Genomic DNA, 24,478 nt, shown 5'->3' on the forward strand with positions numbered 1-24,478 from the left:
CCGGGGACGATGAGGTGGGGTAGCAATGAACGCGCCGTACGACGGTGACCGCGGTCAAGGCGCCGGCATGGACCCGGCGGGCCAGCCGCAGCAGCCTCCGTACCCCCACGACCCGGGCCAGCAGCAGCACCAGCAGCAGTACGCCCAGGATCCCGCTCAGCACCCGTACGCCCCGGAGCACGGGCAGCAGCAGCACTACGTCCAGGATCCCGCTCAGCAGCAACAGCACTACCCGCACGATCCGTACCAGCAGGACCCGTACCAGCAGAACGGTTACGCCCAGGACCCTTACCTGCGCGACGCCTACGCCCCGGACCCGTACCGGGCGCAGGACCTCTCCGCCCAGGATCCGGTGGCCGAGGCGCTGTACGACCGTGCCTCGCACCCACCACCGCCGCCCGGCACCTACCCGGACGCCCAGCCGCTCTACCAGCAGCCCCCGGTGTCGCAGTACGCGCCGGACCCGCGCGTCTGGGCGCACACCCCGCCCCCGGAGCCGGCCGGCCCCTCGCGTCACCTGCCGTACGGCGACGACGCCCGGACCACCCAGTACACCGGCGTCGACGACCTGGTGAGCAACGCCAGCGAGCAGCCGCCGGCGCAGGACGCGTTCGCACACCTCTACCGCGACCAGCAGAGCCCCGGCCAGACCGTTCCCGCGCCCGCCGCCGAGCCCGCCCCTGCGCCGCCCCCACCGGCGGCGAAGAAGTCCGGCGGCCGGGTGGCGAGCCTGGCGAAGTCCAGTGCGGTGATGGCCGCGGGCACGATCGTCTCCCGGCTCACCGGCTTCCTGCGGAACCTCGTGATGGCCGCCGCGATCGGCGTAGGCGTCCTCAGCGACACCTACCAGGTCGCCAACGTCCTGCCGACGATGATCTACGTCCTGGTCGGCGGCGGCGCGCTGAACGCGGTCTTCATCCCGCAACTCGTGCGGGCCATGAAGAACGACGAGGACGGCGGCGAGGCGTACGCCAACCGCCTGTTGACGCTCGTCGTCGTGCTGCTCGCCGGCGTCACCGTGGTCTGCGTGGTGGCGGCCCCGCTGCTGGTGACGATGATGTCGCCGACCATCGCCTCCGACCCGGAGAAGAAGGACGTCGCGGTCGCCTTCGCCCGCTACTGCATCCCCACGATCTTCTTCATGGGCCTGCACGTGGTGCTCGGGCAGATCCTGAACGCCCGCGAGCGCTTCGGCGCAATGATGTGGACCCCGGTCCTCAACAACGTCGTCATCATCGCCTCGTTCGCCGCGTTCATCTGGGCCTTCGGCAGCTTCACCGAGTCCGGGGTGAACACCGCCACGATCACCCCGGAGGGCGTCCGGCTCCTCGGCCTCGGCACCATGCTCGGTCTGGTCGTCCAGGCGCTGGCGATGCTCCCCTACCTGCGGGACGCGGGCTTCCGGATGCGGTTGCGCTTCGACTGGCGGGGCCAGGGCCTGGGCAAGGCCGCCGGTCTGGCGAAGTGGACGCTCTTCTTCGTGCTCGCCAACCAGCTCGGCATGATCGTCGTCACCCAGCTGGCGACCTCCGCCGGCGCGACCGCCGAGAAGCACGGCTTCACCGGCACCGGCATCACGGCGTACAACTACGCGCTGCTGCTGTGGCAGCTCCCCCAGGCCATCATCACCGTCTCGGTGATGACCGCGGTGCTGCCCAGGATCTCGCGCTCGGCGCACGACGGGGACGCCGCGGCGGTCCGCGACGACATCTCGTACGGCCTGCGCACCTCCGCCGTCGCCATCGTTCCGTCCGCCTTCGCCTTCTTCGCGCTGGGCGTGCCGATGGCCGGCCTGATGTACGCCGGCTCGGGCGCGGAGGGCGCCCGGAACATCGGCTTCACCCTGATGGCCTTCGGCCTCGGTCTGATCCCGTACTCGGTGCAGTACGTCGTGCTCCGCGGCTTCTACGCCTACGAGGACACCCGGACGCCCTTCTACAACACCGTGATCGTCGCCGTCGTCAACGCGAGCGCGGCCGGGATCAGCTTCCTGCTGCTGCCCGCTCGCTGGGCAGTGGTCGGCATGGCCGCCTCCTACGGCCTGGCGTACATGATCGGCGTGGGGGTCGCCTGGCGCCGGCTGAAGCGGCGGCTGGGCGGCGATCTGGACGGGGCGCACATCATGCGGACGTACACCCGGCTGTGCATGGCCTCGCTCCCGGCGGCGCTGTTCGGCGGCGCCGCGGCGTTCGGGATCATCAAGGCCCTGGGCAACGGCGCCACGGGCTCCCTCGCCGCGCTCCTGGGCGGTGGGGTCGTGCTCCTGGGCGTCTTCTTCGTCGCGGCCAAGCGCATGCGCATCGAGGAGCTGAACTCCATGGTCGGCATGGTGCGCGGGCGTCTCGGCAGGTAGGACCGCGCACCGCCGCGCACAACCATCGCCAGGTGCCGTGTGTCGTGCATAGCAGCGGACTGTGGGCACAATTGGCATGGCTGTTGGTTATGCGCAACGGATGGGGAGGCAGGAACGACGGTGGCGGAACGTAGCACGGCTGCCGTCGACGTGGCCGACAACGGCGGAGACGAACCGCTGACCGCGCAGGCGGAGGAGGCCACGGCCGACGGGGCGTCCGAATCCCCCGCACCGGAGGCGAAGGGCTCTCCGGACGGGGAAGACAGCGGTTCCGAGGACGAGCAGGGCGACGAGGTCCGACCGACCGAGCAGCCCGTGGAAGCCGAGCAGTCGCAGCAGCCTGCACAGGCCGAGGAAGCCGAGCAGACCGAGAAGGCCGTGACGTCGAAAGACGCTGCACCGGACGACGAGCCCGCGCAGGCGCCGGAGGCGGGGAAGAAGGCGAAGCCCGCCGACTCGACCGTCGCCACGCCCGAGCTACACAGCGGCCACAAGCTCGCCAGACGCTACCGCCTCGAAGAGTGCATCACCCGTTTGGACGGATTCAGCAGTTGGCGTGCGGTGGACGAGAAGCTGCGCCGCGCCGTCGGGGTGCACGTGCTACCCGCGAACCACCCCAGGGCCCGCTCCGTGCTCGCCGCGGCCCGCTCCGCGGCCCTCCTCGGCGACGCACGGTTCGTCATGGTCCTCGACGCCGTCGAGGACGACGACCTCGTGTACGTCGTCCACGAGTGGCTGCCGGACGCCACCGAGCTGACCGCCCTGCTCGCGATGGGCCCGCTGGAGCCGCACGAGGCGTACAAGCTCGTCGACCAGCTCTCCCAGGCCCTGGCCGCCGCCCACCGCGAAGGGCTCGCCCACCTCAAGCTCACCCCCGGCGCCGTGCTGCGGACCTCCACCGGCCAGTACCGCATCCGCGGGCTCGCCGTGAACGCCGCCCTGCGCGGCATCAGCGTCGAGCGGCCCCAGCGCACCGACACCGAGGCCATCGGCGCGCTCCTGTACGCGGCGCTGACCCAGCGCTGGCCGTACGAGACGAACGCGTACGGCCTGTCCGGGCTGCCCAAGGGCGTCGGGCTGCTGCCGCCGGACCAGGTCCGCGCGGGCGTGCACCGGGGACTCTCCGAACTGGCCATGCGCGCCCTGGTGAACGACGGCGCCACCGCCTCCCGCCAGGAACCGCCCTGCACCACCCCGGAGGAGTTGGCCAAGGCCGTCGGGGAGATGCCGCGGATCCGCCCCCCGGAGCCCACCTTCGCCGCGCCTCCGGAGTACCGCCGCACCACCTACCAACAGGGCACCTACGGCCGCCCGGCCGGACCGCCCAGCGCCGGGCTCACGCACCCGGTGCCGATCCCGCCCGCGCCGCTGGAGAGCCGGGCCGGCAAGGCGCTCAAGTGGATCGTCGCGGCCCTGCTGATCACCGCCCTGGGGCTGGGAAGCTGGCAGATCGCGGAGAAGCTCCTCGAACGGGACGACGACCCCGGATCCAGCACCCAGACGCCACCCAAGGAGAACGACGAGAAGCCGAAGGCGCCGGCGGAGCCCCTGGCCATCAAGGACGCCGACGAGTTCATGCTGAACGGCGACGGCATCAAGGAGCAGCAGGTCCCGAACACGGTCGACGGCGATCCGGGCACGTCCTGGGTCACGCCCGAGTACCACAACTACCCGAACTTCGGGAACCTGCCCGAGCGCAAGCAGGGCAGCGGCATCATCGTCGACCTCGGCAGCGTGCAGGAGGTGTCGGGCATCGACATCGACATGTACCGCGCCGGTCACGAGATCCAGGTGTTCGCGGCGGGGGAGAACGCGTCCAACCCGACATCGCTCTCGGAGTTCGGCAAGAGCCTGACGCCCCGGCAGACGGTGGGGGCGAACGTGAAGGCGACGTTCGACGAACCCACCCGCACCCGCTACGTCCTGGTCCATGTCTCCAAGCTCCCGCTGGAGTTCGGGAACAAGTACCGCGGCGGCATCACGGAGATCAACATTCTCGGCCGTTGAGCACGGGAGTGGCGGCGGGCCTCCCGTCGCCGCCCCCGTCCGCCCGCCCCACGCGGGTCGGGGCGGCGGCGACGGATTGCGCTTTCCCCCTGCCTCTCGCCGTCTGAATCGTGATAGACAGACCGAGCCACAGCCGATTCGATCAGGTACGGAATGCGACTGACCAGAGGGTGGAGGCCGTGACGACGGGGGCGTCCCACACACTCAGTGACTTCGAACTCATCGCCCGCCATGTCGAGGGCGACCCCGACGCCTTCGGTGAACTGGTCCGCCGGCACCGCGACCGGCTCTGGGCCGTCGCCCTGCGCACCCTGGGCGACCGGGAAGAGGCCGCGGACGCCGTCCAGGACGCGCTGGTCTCCGCCTTCCGTGCGGCCCACACCTTTCGGGGGCAGTCGGCCGTCACCACTTGGCTCCACCGCATCACGGTGAACGCCTGCCTGGACCGGGCCCGCAAGGCCGCCACCCGGAAGACCGCTCCCGTCGACGACACCGAGCGCCTGGAGCAGCTCCTCGAACCGCACGAGTCCGCCGAGGCACCCGCCGAACGACACGACCTCAACCGCGAGGTGCTGGCCGCGCTGGCGAAGCTCCCCACCGATCAGCGGGCCGCTCTGGTGCTGGTGGACATGCAGGGCTACTCGGTCGCGGAGGCCGCCCGGATCCTCGACGTCCCCGTCGGCACGGTGAAGAGCCGCTGCGCCCGGGGGCGGGCCCGGCTCCTGCCGATGGTCACCCATCTGCGCGGCGACCAGGGGGATAGCCCCGATCACAGAAGGGGAAGGAACCGGACGCCGGGGACAGCCGTCCCACCGGCGACGGACCAAAAGGACGCAGGGCCGAGTGATCCTGCTGCTGTGAAGGGCGGAGGTGGACGCACGTGACATCCACGGCCGACATGACTCAGCATCCGGACGTCTCGGAGATCTCCAACCTCGCGGAGGGCCTGCTCTCCCCTTCTCAGAGCGCCGATCTCCGCGAACACCTCGACGGCTGTGAACTGTGCGCCGACGTCCAGGCGTCCCTGGAGGAGATCCGCGGGCTGCTGGGCACCCTGCCCGGGGCCGCACGCATGCCCGCGGACGTCGCCGGCCGCATCGACGCGGCGCTCGCCGCCGAGGCACTGTTGAACTCCAGCGCCCCCGAACACCGGCCGCACGACGCGTCCGCCGATGCGAATGTTTCACGTGAAACAGCGCAGCAGCCGTCGTCAACGACGACCGCCGACGCCGCGACCGACACCGACGCAACCACCACCGAGAACGACGGCGCGCCCCACACGGGCAGCGCTCCCCGCAGCGCCACAGCCGCCCAGGGAGCGCCCAAGAGCGTGGACCGGCCGGCCGGCCATGCGCGTGGCGCCACCGGGCCCGGTCGCGCCCCCCAGCTACGCCGGAAGCGGCGCGCCGCCCTCTGCGCCGTCGCCGCCGTCGCCGTCGCGGGCGTGAGCGTGCTCGTCCTCCAGACCTACCGGGCCGTGGACGACCAGCCGAAGGCCACCGAGGTCCAAGCCACCTCCACGGTCGACGGATCGAAGGAGTTCTCCGCCGCCGCCCTCAAGGGGCAGGTGCAGGCCCTGGTCTCCGACTCCGCCCCGCTCAGCCCGAACGGCAACCGGGGGAACACCCTGCGCACGGAGGGGGAGCCGGGGACCCGAGCACCCGGCACCGAGATCGGCAACGGCACGGAGGTCGCCGTCTCGGTGCCGCCCTGTGTCCAACTGGGCACCGGCCGCACCGATCCTCCGATCGCCGCGGAACAGGGCCGCTACCAGGGGTCCGCCGCCTACCTCGTGGTGCTTCCGCACTTCAAGGACGCCCAGCAGGTCGAGGCGTTCGTGATCGACGCGAGCTGCACCTCGGACTCGTCCACCTCTTCCGGAGAGGTCCTGCTGGCCCGTTCCTATCCTCGTCGTTGACGCTTTCCACAGCGCTGCGCTGACAACACGGGAATGCATCCCCCGTAGGATCCGTTGGGTGGGGTGAGAGCCTTCGACCCCGGGCCCAACAGTCAGCAGCCAGCCTGCAGAGACGAGGAAGAAATCCGTGAGCGACGTCCGTAACGTGATCATCATCGGCTCCGGACCCGCCGGCTATACGGCGGCGCTCTACACCGCGCGGGCGTCGCTGAAGCCGCTGGTGTTCGAGGGTGCCGTCACCGCCGGTGGCGCACTGATGAACACGACCGATGTGGAGAACTTCCCCGGCTTCCGCGACGGCATCATGGGCCCGGACCTCATGGACAACATGCGGGCCCAGGCCGAGCGCTTCGGTGCCGAGCTGGTGCCGGACGACGTGGTCTCCGTCGACCTCAGCGGTGAGATCAAGACCGTCACCGACACCGCCGGCACCGTGCACAAGGCCAAGGCCGTGATCGTCACGACCGGTTCCCAGCACCGCAAGCTCGGCCTGCCGAACGAGGACGCGCTCTCCGGACGCGGCGTCTCCTGGTGCGCCACCTGCGACGGCTTCTTCTTCAAGGAGCAGGACATCGTCGTGGTCGGCGGCGGCGACACCGCGATGGAGGAGGCGACCTTCCTCTCCCGGTTCGCCAAGTCGGTCACCATCGTCCACCGTCGGGACAGCCTGCGTGCTTCGAAGGCCATGCAGGACCGTGCCTTCGCCGACCCGAAGATCTCCTTCGCCTGGGACAGCGAAGTCGCGGAGATCCACGGCGACCAGAAGCTCTCCGGCCTGACCCTGCGCAACACCAAGACGGGCGAGACCTCGCACCTGGCGGCCACCGGACTCTTCATCGCCGTCGGCCACGACCCGCGCACCGAGCTCTTCAAGGGTCAGCTCGAACTGGACGACGAGGGCTACCTGAAGGTCGACGCCCCGTCCACCCGCACCAACGTCACCGGTGTGTTCGCCGCCGGCGACGTGGTCGACCACACCTACCGCCAGGCCATCACGGCCGCCGGCACGGGCTGCTCCGCCGCTCTGGACGCCGAGCGCTTCCTCGCCGCGCTGGCCGATGGCGAGCAGGCCGCCCAGGCCGAGCAGACCGCTGCGGTCTGATCCCACCCCAGCAACTCCCCGCCACCCCGCAGAAGACTAAGGAGGCCGCCGTGGCCGGCGCGCTGAAGAACGTAACGGATGCCACCTTCGAAGAGGAGGTCCTCAAGAGCGGCAAGCCCGTTCTGGTGGACTTCTGGGCCGCCTGGTGCGGTCCGTGCCGCCAGATCGCGCCGTCGCTTGAGGCGATCGCGGCCGAGCACGGCGACAAGATCGAGATCGTCAAGCTCAACATCGACGAGAACCCCGCCACTGCTGCGAAGTACGGCGTCATGTCCATCCCGACGCTGAACGTGTACCAGAACGGCGAGGTCGCCAAGACCATCGTCGGCGCCAAGCCGAAGGCCGCGATCGTCCGCGACCTGGAGAGCTTCCTCGGCTGAGCACTGCACGAGCAGCCACTTCACGGCGCTGATGCGCCTGCGTTGTTTCACGTGAAACATGCGCCAGGGCCCGTCCCCATCCGGGGGCGGGCCTCGGTGTTACAGGGGGCGCAGCACCGGCTCCTTCTGCACCGCTCCCAGCAACCGGTCCAACGCCAGCTCCACGTCTTCCTTCCAGGAGAGCGTGTTCCGCAGCTCCAGCCGCAGTCGTGGATACGTCGGATGCGGACGGACCGTCTTGAAGCCCACGGCCGTCAGATGGTCAGCGGGCAGGACGCAGACGGGCTCCTGCCAGTGCACCAGACCGAAGGCTTCGATCGCCTTGAAGCCCCGGCGCAGTATGTCCTTGGCAACCGTCTGCACGATGACCCTGCCGAGCCCCTGCCCTTGGTAACCGGGGTCGATCCACCCGGTGATCAGTTGAACCGCGTCCACCGACACCGGACTCGTGGGAAAGGCCAACGAGCGCGGCGCGTAAGCGGGAGGCGCGTAGAGGACGAAGCCCACCGGCACCTCGTCGACGTAGACGACCCGTCCGCAGGAGCCCCACTCCAGCAGCACCGCGGAGATCCACGCTTCCTTCTCCAGTTCGGGCGTGCCCGCCTTTACGGCTGCTTCTCCGCTGACCGGATCAAGTTCCCAGAAGACGCACGAGCGGCATCGCCTGGGGAGGTCCGAAAGGTTGTCCAGGGTGAGGGGTACAAGCCGACGCCCCATGAAGGCTGTTCCTCGCTTCCTTCCCCGGCCGCGTTCCGGGCGGCTGCCAGGACGCTCCGCTCAAGGAGCAGGCTGGTGACGAAGCCCCCCACCGCTCCCAGGCCCAACCCGGCCGTCACCCATTGACTGCGGCTGACCGATCGCATGGCCCTGTCCTCCTCCGAGGCGGCTCACACCGTGGATGCGTCCCTACCCCACGCATCGTATCCATCCGGCTTCGAAGCGGACACCGATGTCATGCAGAAGGCGGGCCGCCATCGGTGATGCACCGTGTCGGCCCGCCTCCGTCGATCGTGCGGGAAGGTCAGTCCTCGCCGTCCTCGCCCGTTCCCGTCAGGCCCTTCTCCAGGGCCCGGTCCTCGCCCGGAGCGAGCGTGCCGAGAATGCGCTCCAGATCCTCCATCGAGGCGAACTCGACGACGATCTTCCCCTTCTTCTGCCCCAGGTCGACCTTCACCCGGGTCTCGAAGCGGTCGGAGAGACGGGACGCCAGGTCGGTGAGCGCGGGCGAAACCCGAGCGCCGGCCCGCGGGCCCTTCTTCTGCTTGGCCGAACCCTTGGCCTCGGACTCGTACAGCTTCACGATCTCTTCGACCGAGCGCACCGAGAGCCCCTCGGCGACGATCCGCCGGGCCAGCTCTTCCTGTGTCTGCGGATCCTCCACACCGAGCAGCGCCCGGGCGTGCCCGGCCATCAGCACTCCGGCCGCCACCTTCTGCTGAACGGCGGGCGTCAGCCGCAGCAGCCGCAGGGTGTTGGAGACCTGAGGACGGGAGCGGCCGATCCGGTCGGCGAGCTGGTCATGGGTGCAGCTGAAGTCCTTGAGCAACTGGTCGTAGGCGAACGCCTCTTCCAGCGGGTTCAGCTGTACCCGGTGCAGGTTCTCCAGGAGCGCGTCCAGCAGCAGCTTCTCGTCGTCCGTGTGGCGGACGATGGCGGGGATCGTCTCCAGGCCGGCCTCACGGCAGGCCCGCACACGACGCTCACCCATGATCAGCTCATACTGCTCCGGCTCAGTCTGTCGAACGACGACCGGCTGGAGGAGCCCGACCTCCTTGATGGAGACGACCAGTTCGGCGAGATCGTCCTCGTCGAAGACCTTGCGCGGCTGGAAGGGGTTACGGCTGATCGAGTCCAGCGGCACTTCCGCGAAGAACGCACCGACCGGCGTCAGCAGCTCAGGAGCGGTATCCGGCTCCGGCTCGGGCACCACGACGGAGTCGGGCGCCGGGGCGGCCGACGGCAGCTTCAGCGACGTGGGCGTCGTGACTCCGCGGTCCACGGTCTGCACGGGAGATGACCCCGAAGGGCTCCCCCCGCTACCGGTGGGCACCGGCTTCTCTTGGGGAGCTGCAGGGATCAGGGCGGCGAGCCCCCGCCCCAACCCTCTACGTCGCTCACTCACTGGATCCCCTCCGAGACGTTCTTCTGGCTGTTCTGCACGCCCGCATGGGCGTGATGCGGGTCGTACTGGAGGCCGACGCCGCGCAAGGCGATCTCTCGTGCCGCTTCCAGATACGACAGGGATCCGCTGGACCCCGGGTCATAGGTCAGCACCGTCTGTCCATAGCTCGGTGCCTCCGAGATGCGGACGGAGCGCGGAATGCTCGTCCGTAGGACCTCCTCACCGAAGTGACTGCGGACTTCGTCGGCCACCTGGGAGGCGAGCCGGGTCCGACCGTCGTACATCGTGAGGAGGATCGTCGACACGTGCAGCACGGGGTTCAGGTGGCCGCGCACCAGATCGACGTTCCGCAGCAACTGCCCCAAGCCTTCCAGCGCGTAGTACTCGCACTGGATGGGGATCAGGACCTCGGCCCCGGCCACCATGGCATTGACCGTCAGCAGCCCGAGCGACGGAGGGCAGTCGATGAAGATGTAGTCCAGGGGCTGCTCGTACGCCTGAATCGCACGCTGGAGCCTGCTCTCCCGCGCCACCAGCGACACCAACTCGATCTCCGCACCGGCGAGATCGATGGTGGCCGGGGCGCAGAAGAGACCTTCGACGTCCGGGACGGGCTGGACCACGTCCGAGAGCGGCTTGCTCTCCACCAGGACGTCATAGATCGAGGGCACTTCGGCGTGATGATCGATCCCCAGTGCCGTGGAGGCATTGCCCTGCGGATCCAGATCGATCACAAGAACACGTGCGCCGTGCAGCGCGAGCGACGCAGCAAGGTTGACGGTGGTCGTCGTCTTGCCCACGCCGCCCTTCTGGTTGGCGACGACGACGATGCGCGTCTGCGCAGGTCGGGGCAGCCCCTCGCCGGCACGCCCCAATGCCTCCATGGCCAGCTGGGCTGCACGGCCGATGGGGGTGTCGTCCAAGGGGGGCGGTGTTTCACGTGAAACATCGTCTCCCGGCGACTCGGTACGGGGACCGGGGACCGGATCGGTCATCGGTCCCGCGATGTTGGCGTCGGACCGCAAGGATTCACTCTCCTCGACTTCAGGCTCGCGATGAACAGAGCCTGCCATGCTTTCGGGGTCATGAACCAGCGAGGCCCGTGCTTCTGTGGATGAATCCACGTCTGTGGACAACTTCGTAACCCCTGCGAGGGGTCTGCGGTTCCGAATCGGGGCGGCAGCACGCCCGCGGCTGATGATTCCGTGCAGCAGTGAGCGACGTTTCACGTGAAACACGATGCCCGGGCCGCGAAACGACATCCGGACGACACTCCGAAATACGTACGTATGGAACTACTCAGCGACGCCGACGACCACGGCTGACCCGAGCCGCCTTCGCCCGCTTGGCGGCGAAGCGGACCCCGCCCGGGCTCTCGCCGACCTCCACCCGCACCACGGTGGCCAGCGGATCGACCAGCCCCTCACCGACGTGCAGCACCTCGGTCTCCACCACACCGAGCTTGCTCAGCGCAGCACGGGCACCCTTCAGCTCCTCCTCGGCGGTGTCGCCCTTCAGAGCCAGCATCTCCCCGTAAGGCCGCAGCAGTGGAACGCCCCAGCCGGCGAGCCGATCCAGCGGCGCCACGGCTCGGGCGGTCACCACGTGCACCGGAGGCACCTTGCCCAGCACTTCCTCGGCCCGCCCGCGGACGACGGTCACATGGTCTAGCCCCAGCAGCTCGACGACCTCCTGGAGGAAATTGGTCCGTCGCAGCAGGGGTTCCAGGAGCGTGATCTTCAGATCCGGGCGCACCAGGGCCAGCGGGATGCCGGGCAGACCGGCGCCCGAGCCCACGTCGCAGACCGTGACTCCCTCCGGCACCACCTCGGAGAGCACCGCGCAGTTCAGCAGGTGCCGCTCCCAGAGCCGGGGGACCTCACGGGGGCCGATCAGGCCGCGCTTGACGCCGGCGTCAGCGAGCAGTTCCGCGTACCGCACGGCTTCCGGAAAGAACTCTCCGAATGCCGTCCGCGCCGCATCGGGCGCCTGGGGAAGCTCTGCTGCCTCCGTCACGGGGACCGTCCTTCCGTACCGCACTGTCGTTCATCGAACGGGGTGGCTGATGACTATCAGGCTGACAAAGATCGGCCCCGCCTGTGAACAGACGGGGCCGACGGAACGATCGAGGTCAGGCGGGGAGCACGACGACGAACCGCTGCGGCTCCTCGCCCTCGGACTCACTGCGCAGACCCGCCGCGGCGACCGCGTCGTGCACGACCTTGCGCTCGAACGGCGTCATGGGGTTCAGCTTCACCGGCTCGCCGGAGTTCTTCACCTCGTCGGCGGCCTTGGCCCCCAGCTCGGCGAGTTCGGTGCGCTTCTTGGCCCGGAAGCCCGCGATGTCCAGCATCAGCCGGCTGCGGTCGCCCGTCTCGCGGTGCACGGCGAGCCGGGTCAGCTCCTGGAGGGCTTCCAGGACCTCGCCGTCCCGGCCGACGAGCTTCTGGAGGTCCCGGCTGTTGGCGTCGCTGATGATCGAGACCGCGGCCCGGTCGGCCTCGACGTCCATGTCGATGTCGCCGTCGAGGTCGGCGATGTCGAGCAGGCCCTCCAGGTAGTCCGCGGCAATCTCCCCCTCCTGCTCAAGGCGGGTCAGGGTGTCGCTCTCCTCAGCGGCGGGGATGGTGCCTTCCGTCACGGATGGACTCCTTCTACTACTTCTTGGACGACGGGTGCTTGGGGCGCTGCTGGCCCTTGCGCTGTCCCGACTTGGGCTGCTGGCGGGCCGAGTTGGCGCGTCCGGCCTGCTTGGACTTGGGCTTCGCGCCCTGTGACGCGTCCTTCTCCAAGGACGTCGTGGACTCCGACCCCTTGGGCGAGGAGTCCGACGGGGAGTCCGAAGAGGAATCGTCGGAAGAGTCGGAGGAGCCCGAGGAGTCCGAGGAGGACTTGTCCTCGGCGCTGCTGCCGCCGCCCCGCTGGGCACCGCCGGACTGGCGCTTGGACTTCGTCTGCCGCTTGGGCTGCTGACGACGCTGGGCGGCGCCGCCCTCGGCCTCGGCGGCGATGGTCTCGCTCTTGATCACGGTGCCGTCCGCCTGGGCGGCGTAGCCGGCCTTGGCCAGGCTGCTGATGAACTTGCGCTCGTTGTCGTTGCGGTCCGAGCCCTTGGCGACGAGCGTCTGCACGACCTTGCGCTTGCGGCGCGAGCGGACCTCACCGTGCTGGGTGGCGCCCTTCAGCAGCCGCTCCAGGTACTGGTCCTGGGCCTTGCTGCCGGGGGTCGGGTTCTGGTTGATCACGTACATCTGCTGACCCATGGTCCAGAGGTTGGTGGTCAGCCAGTAGACGAGGACACCCACGGGGAAGTTGATGCCCATCACGGCGAAGATGATCGGGAAGATGTACATCAGCAGCTTCTGCTGCTGCATGTACGGGGTCTTCACGCTCAGGTCGACGTTCTTCTGCATCAGCTGGCGCTGCGTGTAGAACTGCGACGCCGACATCAGGATGATCATGATGGCGGTGACGACGCGGACGTCGGTGAGCGAGGCGTCGAGCGAGGCGACCTTGGCGGAGCTGTCGGTGAACTTCGCCGCCAGCGGGGCGCCGAAGATGTGCGCCTGACGGGCGCTGGCGAGCAGCGGCTCGTTGATCACGCCGACGACGTCACCGGACGCGATCTTGGAGAGCACGTAGTACAGCGCGAAGAAGAACGGCGACTGCGCGAGGATGGGCAGGCACGAGGAGAGCGGGTTGGTGCCCGTCTCCTTGTACAGCTTCATCATCTCTTCGGACTGACGCTGCTTGTCGCTCTTGTAGCGCTCCTGGATCGCCTTCATCTTCGGCTGGAGCGCCTGCATGTTCCGCATCGACTTGATCTGCTTCACGAAGAGCGGGATCAGACAGATGCGGATGAGGACCACCAGCGACACGATGGACAGTCCCCAGGCCCAGCCCGTGTCCGGGCCGAACATCGCCCCGTAAAGACTGTGGAACTGGACGATGATCCACGAGACGGGCGTGGTGATAAAACTGAAGAGACCGGCAATCGTGTCCACTAATCAGGCTCCTTGAGCATTGGGCGAGGTGTCTGCGGCCGTGCTCGGGGGGTTACCCCGGGAAGGCACGTCCGTGGGGTGCCCGCCCTTCGTGCCGCCGTCGGCGTCCTTGCCCCGTAGGGCGTCGCGCAGCATCTCGTGCCACCGCGGTCGCTTTCGTGGCGGCACGTGATCCACTCCGCCTGGCGACCACGGGTTGCACCGTAGGATCCGCCAGGCGGTGAGCACCGTGCCTTTCAGTGCACCGTGCCTGTCTATGGCCGTGTATCCGTAGTGGGAACACGACGGGTAGTACCGGCAGACGGGGCCCAGCATGGGGCTGATCGTCCACTGGTACAGCTTGATCAGAGCCAGCAGCGGGTACTTCATCGCGTGCCCCCTCCCAGCAGCCGCGAGAGGGCGGCGTCCAGGTCTCGGGCCAGCTGTGGTTGGTCGGCGTCGCCCGCTCCGGGCAGCGCCCGTACGACCACCAGGCTACCGGGGGGAAACTCGGCGAGCCGGTCGCGTATCAGATGCCGCAGCCTGCGCTTGACCTTGTTGCGTACGACCGCGCCACCCACTGCCTTGCTCACGACGAAACCCGCACACGTCGGGGGAGCGCTCTCCCCAGGCGCGTGCGGGTCCGTTGAACCGCTGCGTAGGTGGACGACCAGGAGGGGGCGTCCGGCCCTGCGTCCTCGTCGTACCGCGGTCGCGAAGTCCTCGCGCCGCCTCAGCCGATTCTCGGTAGGCAGCACGTCATGACCTGTGCGCGATCAGGCGGACAGGCGAGCGCGACCCTTGCCACGGCGAGACGCGAGGATCGCGCGGCCGGCGCGGGTACGCATGCGCAGACGGAAACCGTGGGTCTTGGCCCGACGACGGTTGTTCGGCTGGAAGGTGCGCTTGCTCACTCGGGGGCTCCAGAAATGATTCGTAGATGGCGGGACATCGCCTGGCTGTCACCGTGCGCCCACGAGAAGCTCGCGTTTCGCCCGAGTGCACCGCTTCATGACCACGGAAGGTGAACTCTGTGATCTTTGCCCATCGGAGGCAGGCGGCAGCAGCCATCGACAACTCGACCTGGTCACGGTACGCGGGGCTGCGCCATCCGGTCAAACCAGCCCCCGGTCGCCCGTCGACCGTCCGACAAAGACGGCCCTCTGTGCACAGGCTGTGGACAACAACTTGAACCACGCGGGTCGCGCTGACTACCTTGGCTGAACTCCGAATCTTTTCCTTTCTGTCCTTGACTGTCCTTCCCCCACCCCGTCCCCGGAACCACACATTCGTGGGACGCCGCGGGACCTGCGAGAGAGCGTGCCTTGTGGCTGACGTACCTGCCGATCTTGCCGCAGTGTGGCCACGGGTGCTGGAGCAGCTCCTCGCCGAAGGGGCGCAGGGGGTCGAGCCCAAGGACAAGCAGTGGGTCGAGCGCTGCCAGCCGCTGGCGCTGGTCGCGGACACCGCGCTGCTCGCCGTCCCCAACGAGTGGGGGAAGCGGGTCCTCGAAGGCCGGCTCGCCCCGCTGATCAGCGAGACCCTGAGCCGGGAGTGCGGCCGACCCATCCGGATCGCGATCACGGTCGACGAATCGGTCGCCGGCCCCGCGGCGCCGCAGCAGTCGGCGCCCTCCTCCGCGCCGCACTACGAAGGGCGCGACGAAGCGCAGGACGGCCCGTACCCGCCGGACGGTCAGTACGGGCAGGACGACCGCTACCCGCCGGACGACCGCTACCAGCAGGGCGGCCCCTACGGCGGGTACGGCCACCGGCCCGCCGACGACGGCCTGCCCGAGATCCGGCCCGCCTACCCCGACTACGCCCAGCAGCGGCCCGAGCCGGGCGCCTGGCCGCGCACCCAGGAGGACCTGTCCTGGCAGCAGCCGCGGCTGGGCGGCTTCCAGGACCGGGACCCGTACGCCACCGCACGGCCGCAGCCCCCGCGCGACTACCGCGCACCGCAGCCGCCCGAGCGCCAGGGGTACGACTCCGGCCGCCCGGAGCGCCCCGAGCCCCCGCCGCCGCACCGCGGCGGTCCGACCGGACCGGGGGGCCCTGGCGGGCCCGGCAGCACGTCTGCGGGCGGTTCCGGGGCGCAGTCCGCGGCCGCGGCCGGCCCGGGCGAACCGCACGCCCGGCTGAACCCCAAGTACCTCTTCGACACCTTCGTCATCGGCGCGTCCAACCGGTTCGCGCACGCGGCGGCCGTCGCGGTCGCCGAGGCCCCGGCGAAGGCGTACAACCCGCTCTTCATCTACGGGGAGTCGGGGCTCGGCAAGACGCACCTGCTGCACGCGATCGGGCACTACGCGCGCAGCCTCTACCCCGGGACGCGGGTGCGGTACGTCAGCTCCGAGGAGTTCACCAACGAGTTCATCAACTCGATCCGGGACGGCAAGGGCGACACGTTCCGCAAGCGCTACCGGGACGTGGACATCCTGCTGGTCGACGACATCCAGTTCCTCGCGAGCAAGGAGTCGACGCAGGAGGAGTTCTTCCACACCTTCAACACCCTGCACAACGCCAACAAGCAGATCGTGCTCTCCTCCGACCGGCCGCCCAAGCAGCTGATGACGCTGGAGGACCGGCTGCGGAACCGCTTCGAGTGGGGGCTGACGACCGACGTCCAGCCGCCCGAGCTGGAGACCCGGATCGCGATCCTGCGCAAGAAGGCGGTCCAGGAGCAGTTGAACGCGCCCCCGGAGGTGCTGGAGTTCATCGCGTCCCGGATCTCGCGCAACATCCGCGAGTTGGAGGGCGCGCTGATCCGGGTCACGGCGTTCGCGTCGCTGAACCGGCAGCCCGTCGACCTCGGGCTGACCGAGATCGTGCTGAAGGACCTGATCCCCGGCGGCGAGGACTCGGCGCCCGAGATCACCGCGGGCGCGATCATGGCGGCGACCGCGGACTACTTCGGTCTGACGGTGGAGGACCTGTGCGGCTCCTCCCGCAGCCGGGTGCTGGTCACGGCCCGGCAGATCGCCATGTACCTGTGCCGGGAGCTGACGGACCTGTCGCTGCCCAAGATCGGTGCGCAGTTCGGCGGCCGGGACCACACGACCGTGATGCACGCGGACCGGAAGATCCGCGCGCTGATGGCGGAGCGCCGCTCCATCTACAACCAGGTCACCGAGCTGACCAACCGCATCAAGAACGGCTGACCGACCGAGCACGCCACCGGCCCCTGACGGCCGTCGTCGAGGCGCCCCGGGAGAACGCTCCCGGGGCGCCTCTGCGCGTGCGCACGGGGCGGTGGGCGTGCGCCGGGAGCCGTTCTGCGCGACCGTCCGAGAGGCGCGACGCACCCGTCCGAGGGCCGCGCCGGCGGCTTTCCGCGCGTCCGCAACCGCGTTTTCGGGTACGAACCGGGGGCGCGGGCGCTGTGGAGCGGCGCCGGAGGCCGCGGGCGGTGTTCGAATACCCGGCCCGGGAGCCGGGTTCTCCACAGATTCGGGGACGATCGTCCGTCCACAGGCTGGGGACTGCGAAGTTGTCCCAACTCCATCCACAGGCGGGCCGATCACCTCATGATCGCAGCAGGTCAGCCGGTTGTGGATTTGTGGCCAACCGCAATCCACAGACTGTGGACAGCCGTTCCTTCCACAGGGCGCCGCGGGCGTTGTCCACCGGCGACCCACAGGCCGGGGGCAGTTGCCCACAGCTTCTCCACACCGCTGTCCACTGTTCGGCAACGAAACACCCGCTCTCACCGGGTCGAGTGAAAGCCGTCACACCAGGGAGCCGGGTTGGGCTGTGGGGAACCTGGGTAAAGCTGGGGACAGGACTGGGGAGAACTCCCCTCGGGCTGTGCATCGACTGTGCAGAACTTTCCGGCGTCCACAGGAAACCCGGGTTATCCACTGCCGTCACCCACAGGACCGGTGGACAAAAAACCGCGCCTGAGCTGCGCAAACGAGGTTTTCCACGGTTTCCACAGGCCCTACTACTACTCCCACTTAGAGTTACCGGTGAATCCGTTTCGAAGCGGGGCCTGTGCACAACTCGACGCCGGAGCCCGATCCGCCCGCCGCCACGACTTGACCCCGAGCCGCACCTACTGTCGGTGCCGTGCGTCAGACTGGTCCCCGGCGACACAGCCGACACGAAGGCCAGCAAGGCGAGACGGCGATAGCAGGAGGCGGTTCCGGTGAAGATCCGGGTTGAGCGCGATGTACTCGCGGAGGCGGTGGCCTGGGTGGCCAGGAGCCTCCCGGCCCGTCCCCCCGCGCCCGTGCTCGCTGGCCTCCTGCTGAAGGCGGAGGACGGCGCGCTCAGCTTCTCCAGCTTCGACTACGAGGTCTCGGCCCGGGTCTCCGTCGACGCCGAGGTCGAGGAGGACGGCACGGTCCTGGTCTCCGGCCGGCTGCTCGCCGACATCTGCCGCGCCCTGCCCAACCGCCCGGTGGAGATCTCCACAGACGGTGTACGGGCGACCGTGGTCTGCGGCTCCTCCCGCTTCACCCTCCACACCCTCCCGGTGGAGGAGTACCCGGCGCTGCCCCAGATGCCGACCGCCACCGGCACCGTGCCCGGTGAGGTCTTCGCCGCCGCCGCCTCCCAGGTCGCCATCGCCGCCGGCCGGGACGACACGCTGCCCGTGCTCACCGGCGTGCGGATCGAGATCGAGGGCGACACCGTCACCCTCGCCTCCACCGACCGCTACCGCTTCGCGGTCCGCGAGTTCCTGTGGAAGCCGGAGAACGCCGACGCGTCCGCCGTCGCCCTGGTGCCCGCGAAGACGCTCCTGGACACCGCCAAGGCGCTGACCAGCGGAGACACCGTCACGCTCGCTCTCTCCGGCTCTGGCGCCGGCGAGGGTCTGATCGGTTTCGAGGGCGCCGGCCGGCGGACCACGACCCGGCTGCTCGAAGGCGACCTGCCGAAGTACCGGACGCTGTTCCCCACCGAGTTCAACTCGGTCGCGGTGATCGAGACCGCGCCGTTCGTCGAGGCCGTCAAGCGCGTCGCCCTCGTCGCCGAGCGCAACACCCCGGTCCGGCTGAGCTTCGAGCAGGGCGTGCTGATCCTGGAGGCCGGCTCCAGCGACGACGCACAGGCTGTGGAGCGCCTCGACGCCCAGCTGGAGGGCGACGACATCTCGATCGCCTTCAACCCGACGTTCCTGCTCGACGGTCTGAGCGCGATCGACTCCCCGGTCGCCCAGCTCTCGTTCACGACCTCCACCAAGCCCGCGCTGCTCAGCGGCAAGCCGGCCGTGGACGCCGACGCGGACGAGGCGTACAAGTACCTGATCATGCCGGTGCGGCTGTCCGGCTGAGGCCGCCGGCCCGCTGCACCCGGCGCCCGTCGAGCCCCACCGGATCCTCCGTCGTAGGCTCGACCCAGGTCAGGTACGGAAACCTCGGAACACGTGAACGAAGCGAAGGACACTGAGATGCAGCTCGGCCTCGTCGGCCTCGGGAAGATGGGCGGCAACATGCGCGAGCGCATTCGCCGCGCCGGCCACACCGTCGTCGGATACGACCGCAACCCGGACCTCGCCGACGTCCACAGCCTCCAGGAACTTGTGGACGCGCTCCCCGCCCCCCGCGTGGTGTGGGTGATGGTCCCGGCCGGCGCCGCGACCCAGTCCACCGTCGACGAGCTCGCGGAGCTGCTGTCCCCCGGTGACGTCGTCGTCGACGGCGGCAACTCCCGCTGGACGGACGACCAGAAGCACGCCGTCGAGCTGGGCATCAAGGGCATCGGCTTCGTCGACTGCGGCGTCTCCGGCGGCGTCTGGGGCCTGGAGAACGGCTACGCGCTGATGTACGGCGGCGACGCGGAGAACGTCGCCCGCGTCCAGCCGATCTTCGACGCCCTCAAGCCCGCGGGCGAGTACGGCTCGGTGCACGCGGGCAAGGTCGGCGCCGGCCACTTCGCCAAGATGGTCCACAACGGCATCGAGTACGCCATGATGCAGGCGTACGCCGAGGGCTGGGAGCTGCTGGAGAAGGCGGACGCCGTCACCGACGTCCGCGAGGTCTTCCGCTCCTGGCAGGAGGGCACCGTCATCCGCTCCTGGCTGCTCGACCTGGCGGTCAACGCGCTGGACGACGACGAGCACCTGGACAAGCTGCGAGGGTACGCGGAGGACAGCGGCGAGGGCCGGTGGACGGTCGAAGCCGCCATCGACCACGCCGTGCCGCTGCCGGCGATCACCGCGTCGCTCTTCGCGCGCTTCGCGTCCCGCCAGGACGACTCTCCGCAGATGAAGATGATCGCCGCGCTGCGCAATCAGTTCGGCGGCCACGCCGTGGAGACCAAGAAGTAACGGCACCAAGAAGTAACGGCTTCGGCCGGGGAGGTCGGCTTCCAGCCATGCACGTCACGCATTTGTCGTTGGCCGACTTCCGCTCGTACGCCCGGGTCGAGGTCGCCCTCGACCCGGGCGTCACCTCGTTCGTGGGGGCGAACGGCCAGGGCAAGACCAATCTCGTCGAGGCGGTCGGCTATCTGGCCACCCTCGCCAGCCACCGCGTCTCGTCGGACGCCCCGCTGGTGCGGGTCGGCGCCGACCGGGCCGTGATCCGGGCGGCCGTCACCCAGGGCGAGCGCTCCCAGCTCGTCGAGCTGGAACTGAACCCCGGCAAGGCCAACCGCGCCAGGATCAATCGGTCCTCGCAGGTCAGGCCGCGTGACGTGCTGGGGATCCTGCGTACGGTGCTCTTCGCGCCGGAGGACCTGTCGTTGGTCAAGGGCGACCCCGGCGACCGCCGCCGCTTCATGGACGAGCTGGTCACGGCCCGCTCGCCGCGGATGGCCGGCGTCCGGTCCGACTACGAGCGGGTGCTCAAGCAGCGCAACAGCCTGCTGAAGTCGGCGGCGCTGGCGCGCCGGCACGGCGTCGCCAAGGGCGCATCCGGCGGCGGGGCGGACCTGTCCACGCTCGACGTGTGGGACCAGCACCTGGCGCGCACCGGAGCGGAGCTGCTGGCGCAGCGCCTGGAGTTGATCTCGGTGCTCCAGCCGTTGGCGGACAAGGCGTACGAATCGCTGGCACCCGGGGGCGGCCCGGTCGTCCTGGAGTACCGTTCCTCCGCGCTGGAGGACCGTTCCGCCAGCGGTGACGCCAGCGACGGCACCGGCAGCGACGGCGGTACAGCGGGGGACGTACGGACCCTCCCCCAGCCGCGGGAAGAGCTGTACGCACAGCTGATGAACGCGCTCGGCGAGGCCCGCAAGCAGGAGGTCGAGCGCGGGGTGACGCTCGTCGGGCCGCACCGGGACGAACTGCTGCTGAAGCTGGGCCGGCTGCCGGCGAAGGGGTACGCGAGCCACGGCGAGTCCTGGTCGTACGCGTTGGCGCTCCGACTCGCCTCGTACGACCTGCTGCGGGCCGAGGGCAACGAACCCGTGCTCGTCCTGGACGACGTCTTCGCCGAGTTGGACGTGCGCCGTCGGGAGGCGCTGGCGGAGCTGGTCGCGCCGGGCGAGCAGGTGTTGGTGACCGCGGCGGTCGACGACGACGTGCCGGGGGTGCTGGCCGGGGCGCGGTACCGGGTGGCCGGCGGCGAGGTGACGCGGCTGTGAACGGAGCGATGCCCTTCCCCGGGGGACCCGGCGGACCCGGTGGACCGGGTCTGCCCGGCGGCTCCGGTGCACCCGGTGCTCCAGCGCAGCAGGAAGCCCCGCTGACCCCGAGCGCACCCGCCGCTTCCGGCGTCGACCTGGCGCGGGTCGCCCTGCGCGCGGCCAAGGAGCAGGCCCGGGCCCGCGGCGCCGCCGCGCAGGAGCGCAAGCAGGCCCGCCGGGGCGGCGGCCTGCGCTCCGGCGCCCGCGCGGACGGCCGCGATCCGCTTCCGCTCGGCGCCGCGATCAACCGGCTGATCACCGAGCGCGGTTGGGAGACGCCCGCCGCGGTGGGCGGCGTGATGGGCCGCTGGCCGCAGATCGTCGGCGAGGGCCTGGCCAACCACTGCGTACCCCAGCGGTACGACGAGGACGAGCGCGTCCTGACCGTCCAGTGCGACTCGACGGCCTGGGCCACCCAGCTCCGGCTGCTCGCGCCCCGGCTCGTCGCCCGGCTCAACGAGGACCTGGGCCAGGGCACCGTACGGCTGATCAAGGTCATGGGGCCGGGTGCGCCCCGGCGCGGTTACGGCCCGCTGCGGGCCCCGGGCAGCACGGGCGCCGGCGACACCTACGGGTGAGCCGGCCCGTACGCGTACGCCCCTTCCGCCACCTGCACTCTTTGTCCCTTTTGCGGGGCAGTCCGTGTACGGTCCCTTCACCTCTCCTGCACCCTGCGTGAGCGTCGTCGGGGGTGCCCGGACGGGCGTTCCCACACCGTGAGCACCGTTTGACAGCTCGAAGCCCACAATGCCCGTGTGAGCCTCTTGAGCCCCCTCCCCTGATATGGGGAGTCGGGCCAACGGGTCCCAGGGCGGCACATGCGGACTCAAGCGCCGGCAAACCCCCATTCGTGTCGGCGGTACCGGTAGACTGGTGGACAATCCCGCCACCTTGCGGAACATGTCGAAACGACGCAGCCGTACCCGTCTGCACGGAGAACGGCTTGTGCTGTGCCAGAAAGGGCGCTTCGTGGCCGATTCCGGCAACCCCAACGAGATCAACCCGTCCACCTCCGCCGGCGACAGCGGCGAGGCCACCGCCTCGTACGACGCCAGCGCCATCACCGTCCTTGAGGGGCTGGACGCGGTCCGCAAGCGGCCCGGCATGTACATCGGCTCGACCGGTGAGCGTGGCCTTCATCACCTGGTGTACGAGGTCGTCGACAACTCCGTCGACGAGGCGCTCGCCGGACACGCGGACACCATCGACGTCACGATCCTCGCCGACGGCGGCGTCCGGGTCATCGACAACGGCCGTGGCATCCCCGTGGGCATCGTTCCGTCCGAGAACAAGCCCGCCGTCGAGGTCGTGCTCACCGTGCTGCACGCCGGCGGCAAGTTCGGCGGCGGCGGCTACGCCGTCTCGGGCGGTCTGCACGGCGTCGGCGTCTCCGTCGTGAACGCGCTCTCGACCAAGGTCGCCGTCGAGGTCAAGACGGACGGCCACCGCTGGACGCAGGACTACAAGCTCGGCGTCCCCACCGCCCCGCTGGCGCAGCACGAAGCTACGGAGGAGACCGGCACCTCGGTCACGTTCTGGGCGGACGGCGACATCTTCGAGACCACCGAGTACTCCTTCGAGACGCTGTCGCGGCGCTTCCAGGAGATGGCCTTCCTGAACAAGGGCCTCACCCTGAAGCTCACCGACGAGCGCGAGTCCGCGAGGGCCACCGCCGGCGCCGACACCGCCGAGGAGGCGGACGCCGACCAGGCCCGCACGGTCACGTACCACTACGAGGGCGGCATCGTCGACTTCGTGAAGTACCTGAACTCGCGCAAGGGCGAGCTGGTGCACCCCACCGTGATCGACGTGGAGTCCGAGGACAAGGAGCGGATGCTCTCGGTCGAGATCGCGATGCAGTGGAACTCGCAGTACAGCGAGGGCGTCTACTCGTTCGCGAACACGATCCACACCCACGAGGGCGGTACCCACGAGGAGGGCTTCCGCGCCGCGCTGACCGGCCTGGTGAATCGCTACGCCCGGGACAAGAAGCTGCTGCGCGAGAAGGACGACAACCTCTCCGGCGAGGACATCCGCGAGGGTCTGACGGCGATCATCTCGATCAAGCTGGGCGAGCCCCAGTTCGAGGGCCAGACCAAGACCAAGCTGGGCAACACCGAAGCGAAGACCTTCGTCCAGAAGGTCGCCCACGAGCACCTGACCGACTGGTTCGACCGCAATCCGAACGAGGCCGCGGACATCGTCCGCAAGGCCATCCAGGCCCAGACGGCCCGCGTCGCCGCCCGCAAGGCCCGCGACCTGACCCGCCGCAAGGGCCTGCTGGAGTCGGCGTCCCTGCCCGGCAAGCTCAGCGACTGCCAGTCGAACGACCCGACGAAGTGCGAGATCTTCATCGTCGAGGGCGACTCCGCCGGCGGCTCCGCGAAGTCCGGCCGCAACCCGATGTACCAGGCCATCCTGCCCATCCGCGGCAAGATCCTGAACGTCGAGAAGGCCCGGATCGACAAGATCCTCCAGAACACCGAGGTCCAGGCGCTGATCTCGGCCTTCGGCACCGGGGTCCACGAGGACTTCGACATCGAGAAGCTCCGCTATCACAAGATCATCCTGATGGCGGACGCCGACGTCGACGGCCAGCACATCAACACCCTGCTGCTCACCTTCCTCTTCCGCTTCATGCGACCGCTGGTCGAGGCGGGCCACGTCTTCCTCTCCCGCCCCCCGCTCTACAAGATCAAGTGGGGTCGGGACGACTTCGAGTACGCGTACTCGGACCGCGAGCGCGACGCCCTGGTCGAGCTGGGCAAGCAGCAGGGCAAGCGCATCCGCGAGGACTCGATCCAGCGCTTCAAGGGTCTGGGCGAGATGAACGCCGAGGAGCTGCGCGTCACCACGATGGACGTCGAGCACCGCGTCCTCGGGCAGGTCACGCTGGACGACGCCGCCCAGGCCGACGACCTCTTCTCGGTGCTGATGGGTGAGGACGTCGAGGCCCGGCGCTCCTTCATCCAGCGCAACGCCAAGGACGTCCGCTTCCTCGACATCTGAGTCGGCCCCCGCTGACCGCACGAAAGG

The 24,478-nt window shown here is 69.5% G+C and carries 21 protein-coding genes; 12 read left to right on the forward strand and 9 right to left on the reverse strand.

Annotation, left to right across the window (positions count from 1 at the left end; translation table 11 throughout):
- Nucleotides 1-25: 25 nt before the first annotated feature.
- From murJ to trxA, 6 genes are all read left to right on the forward strand, one after another.
- On the forward strand, nt 26-2,353 hold the full coding sequence (gene murJ / locus ACH4E8_RS23620; RefSeq protein WP_398451219.1) for a murein biosynthesis integral membrane protein MurJ: 2,328 nt from the start codon (nt 26-28) through the stop codon (nt 2,351-2,353).
- Nucleotides 2,354-2,473: 120 nt separating this feature from the next.
- On the forward strand, nt 2,474-4,360 hold the full coding sequence (locus ACH4E8_RS23625) for a serine/threonine protein kinase (protein WP_398451221.1): 1,887 nt from the start codon (nt 2,474-2,476) through the stop codon (nt 4,358-4,360).
- A 179-nt stretch (nt 4,361-4,539) separates the two neighbouring features.
- A complete protein-coding gene (gene sigM, locus ACH4E8_RS23630) occupies nt 4,540-5,244 on the forward strand; it encodes an RNA polymerase sigma factor SigM (RefSeq protein WP_398451223.1) in 705 nt (234 codons plus the stop codon).
- 14 nt (nt 5,245-5,258) lie between these two features.
- Nucleotides 5,259-6,278 (forward strand): hypothetical protein, encoded by a 1,020-nt coding sequence (locus tag ACH4E8_RS23635; protein ID WP_398451225.1) that lies wholly within the window; start codon nt 5,259-5,261, stop codon nt 6,276-6,278.
- 127 nt (nt 6,279-6,405) lie between these two features.
- Entirely contained in the window at nt 6,406-7,380 is a 975-nt protein-coding gene (gene trxB / locus ACH4E8_RS23640; RefSeq protein ID WP_398451227.1) for a thioredoxin-disulfide reductase, read from the forward strand.
- Between the two features lie 50 nt (nt 7,381-7,430).
- Nucleotides 7,431-7,760 carry a thioredoxin gene (gene trxA, locus ACH4E8_RS23645; protein ID WP_361959762.1) on the forward strand — a complete coding sequence of 110 codons (330 nt, stop codon included), beginning with the start codon at nt 7,431-7,433 and terminating at the stop codon, nt 7,758-7,760.
- 99 nt (nt 7,761-7,859) lie between these two features.
- Here trxA and ACH4E8_RS23650 read toward each other — a convergent pair whose 3' ends face one another.
- From ACH4E8_RS23650 to rpmH, 9 genes are all read right to left on the reverse strand, one after another.
- The gene (locus ACH4E8_RS23650; RefSeq protein WP_398451229.1) at nt 7,860-8,477 is read right to left on the reverse strand and encodes a GNAT family N-acetyltransferase; all 618 of its coding nucleotides are present in this window, start codon (nt 8,475-8,477) and stop codon (nt 7,860-7,862) included.
- A 304-nt stretch (nt 8,478-8,781) separates the two neighbouring features.
- Entirely contained in the window at nt 8,782-9,882 is a 1,101-nt protein-coding gene (locus ACH4E8_RS23655) for a ParB/RepB/Spo0J family partition protein (protein ID WP_398451231.1), read from the reverse strand.
- Nucleotides 9,879-10,955, reverse strand: a complete 1,077-nt coding sequence (locus ACH4E8_RS23660; RefSeq protein ID WP_398451233.1) for a ParA family protein — start codon at nt 10,953-10,955, stop codon at nt 9,879-9,881. The genes ACH4E8_RS23655 and ACH4E8_RS23660 overlap by 4 nt, the downstream gene beginning before the upstream one ends.
- 226 nt (nt 10,956-11,181) lie before the next feature.
- Entirely contained in the window at nt 11,182-11,898 is a 717-nt protein-coding gene (gene rsmG / locus ACH4E8_RS23665; RefSeq protein ID WP_398451235.1) for a 16S rRNA (guanine(527)-N(7))-methyltransferase RsmG, read from the reverse strand.
- Nucleotides 11,899-12,013: 115 nt separating this feature from the next.
- Nucleotides 12,014-12,523 (reverse strand): R3H domain-containing nucleic acid-binding protein, encoded by a 510-nt coding sequence (locus ACH4E8_RS23670; protein WP_361536315.1) that lies wholly within the window; start codon nt 12,521-12,523, stop codon nt 12,014-12,016.
- A 16-nt stretch (nt 12,524-12,539) separates the two neighbouring features.
- Complete coding sequence (yidC, locus tag ACH4E8_RS23675) at nt 12,540-13,886, reverse strand: membrane protein insertase YidC (protein WP_398451237.1); 1,347 nt, start codon at nt 13,884-13,886, stop codon at nt 12,540-12,542.
- A gap of 3 nt (nt 13,887-13,889) precedes the next feature.
- Nucleotides 13,890-14,255, reverse strand: coding sequence for a membrane protein insertion efficiency factor YidD (gene yidD, locus ACH4E8_RS23680; protein WP_398451239.1), 366 nt, complete (start codon nt 14,253-14,255; stop codon nt 13,890-13,892).
- Nucleotides 14,252-14,623, reverse strand: a complete 372-nt coding sequence (rnpA, locus tag ACH4E8_RS23685) for a ribonuclease P protein component (protein WP_361536321.1) — start codon at nt 14,621-14,623, stop codon at nt 14,252-14,254. The genes yidD and rnpA overlap by 4 nt, the downstream gene beginning before the upstream one ends.
- Nucleotides 14,624-14,641: 18 nt before the next feature.
- Nucleotides 14,642-14,779, reverse strand: a complete 138-nt coding sequence (gene rpmH, locus ACH4E8_RS23690) for a 50S ribosomal protein L34 (protein ID WP_003949374.1) — start codon at nt 14,777-14,779, stop codon at nt 14,642-14,644.
- Nucleotides 14,780-15,192: 413 nt separating this feature from the next.
- On the opposite strand from rpmH, the gene dnaA reads away from it, so the two are divergent.
- The 6 genes from dnaA to gyrB all read left to right on the forward strand — a co-directional run bounded on the left by dnaA (nt 15,193) and on the right by gyrB (nt 24,451).
- Nucleotides 15,193-17,028: a chromosomal replication initiator protein DnaA gene (dnaA, locus tag ACH4E8_RS23695; protein WP_398451241.1), complete on the forward strand. Its 1,836-nt coding sequence runs from the start codon at nt 15,193-15,195 to the stop codon at nt 17,026-17,028.
- Between the two features lie 986 nt (nt 17,029-18,014).
- A complete protein-coding gene (dnaN, locus tag ACH4E8_RS23700; protein WP_398451243.1) occupies nt 18,015-19,145 on the forward strand; it encodes a DNA polymerase III subunit beta in 1,131 nt (376 codons plus the stop codon).
- Nucleotides 19,146-19,262: 117 nt separating this feature from the next.
- A complete protein-coding gene (gene gnd, locus ACH4E8_RS23705) occupies nt 19,263-20,141 on the forward strand; it encodes a phosphogluconate dehydrogenase (NAD(+)-dependent, decarboxylating) (RefSeq protein WP_398451313.1) in 879 nt (292 codons plus the stop codon).
- A gap of 47 nt (nt 20,142-20,188) precedes the next feature.
- Nucleotides 20,189-21,400, forward strand: coding sequence for a DNA replication/repair protein RecF (gene recF, locus ACH4E8_RS23710; protein ID WP_398451245.1), 1,212 nt, complete (start codon nt 20,189-20,191; stop codon nt 21,398-21,400).
- Nucleotides 21,401-21,408: 8 nt separating this feature from the next.
- On the forward strand, nt 21,409-22,020 hold the full coding sequence (locus ACH4E8_RS23715; protein WP_398451315.1) for a DUF721 domain-containing protein: 612 nt from the start codon (nt 21,409-21,411) through the stop codon (nt 22,018-22,020).
- 367 nt (nt 22,021-22,387) lie between these two features.
- Entirely contained in the window at nt 22,388-24,451 is a 2,064-nt protein-coding gene (gyrB, locus tag ACH4E8_RS23720; RefSeq protein ID WP_398451247.1) for a DNA topoisomerase (ATP-hydrolyzing) subunit B, read from the forward strand.
- The last annotated feature ends 27 nt before the right edge of the window (nt 24,452-24,478 follow it).

Source organism: Streptomyces sp. NPDC017979 (assembly GCF_044328175.1).
In the GTDB taxonomy this organism is placed as follows: Bacteria; Actinomycetota; Actinomycetes; order Streptomycetales; family Streptomycetaceae; genus Streptomyces.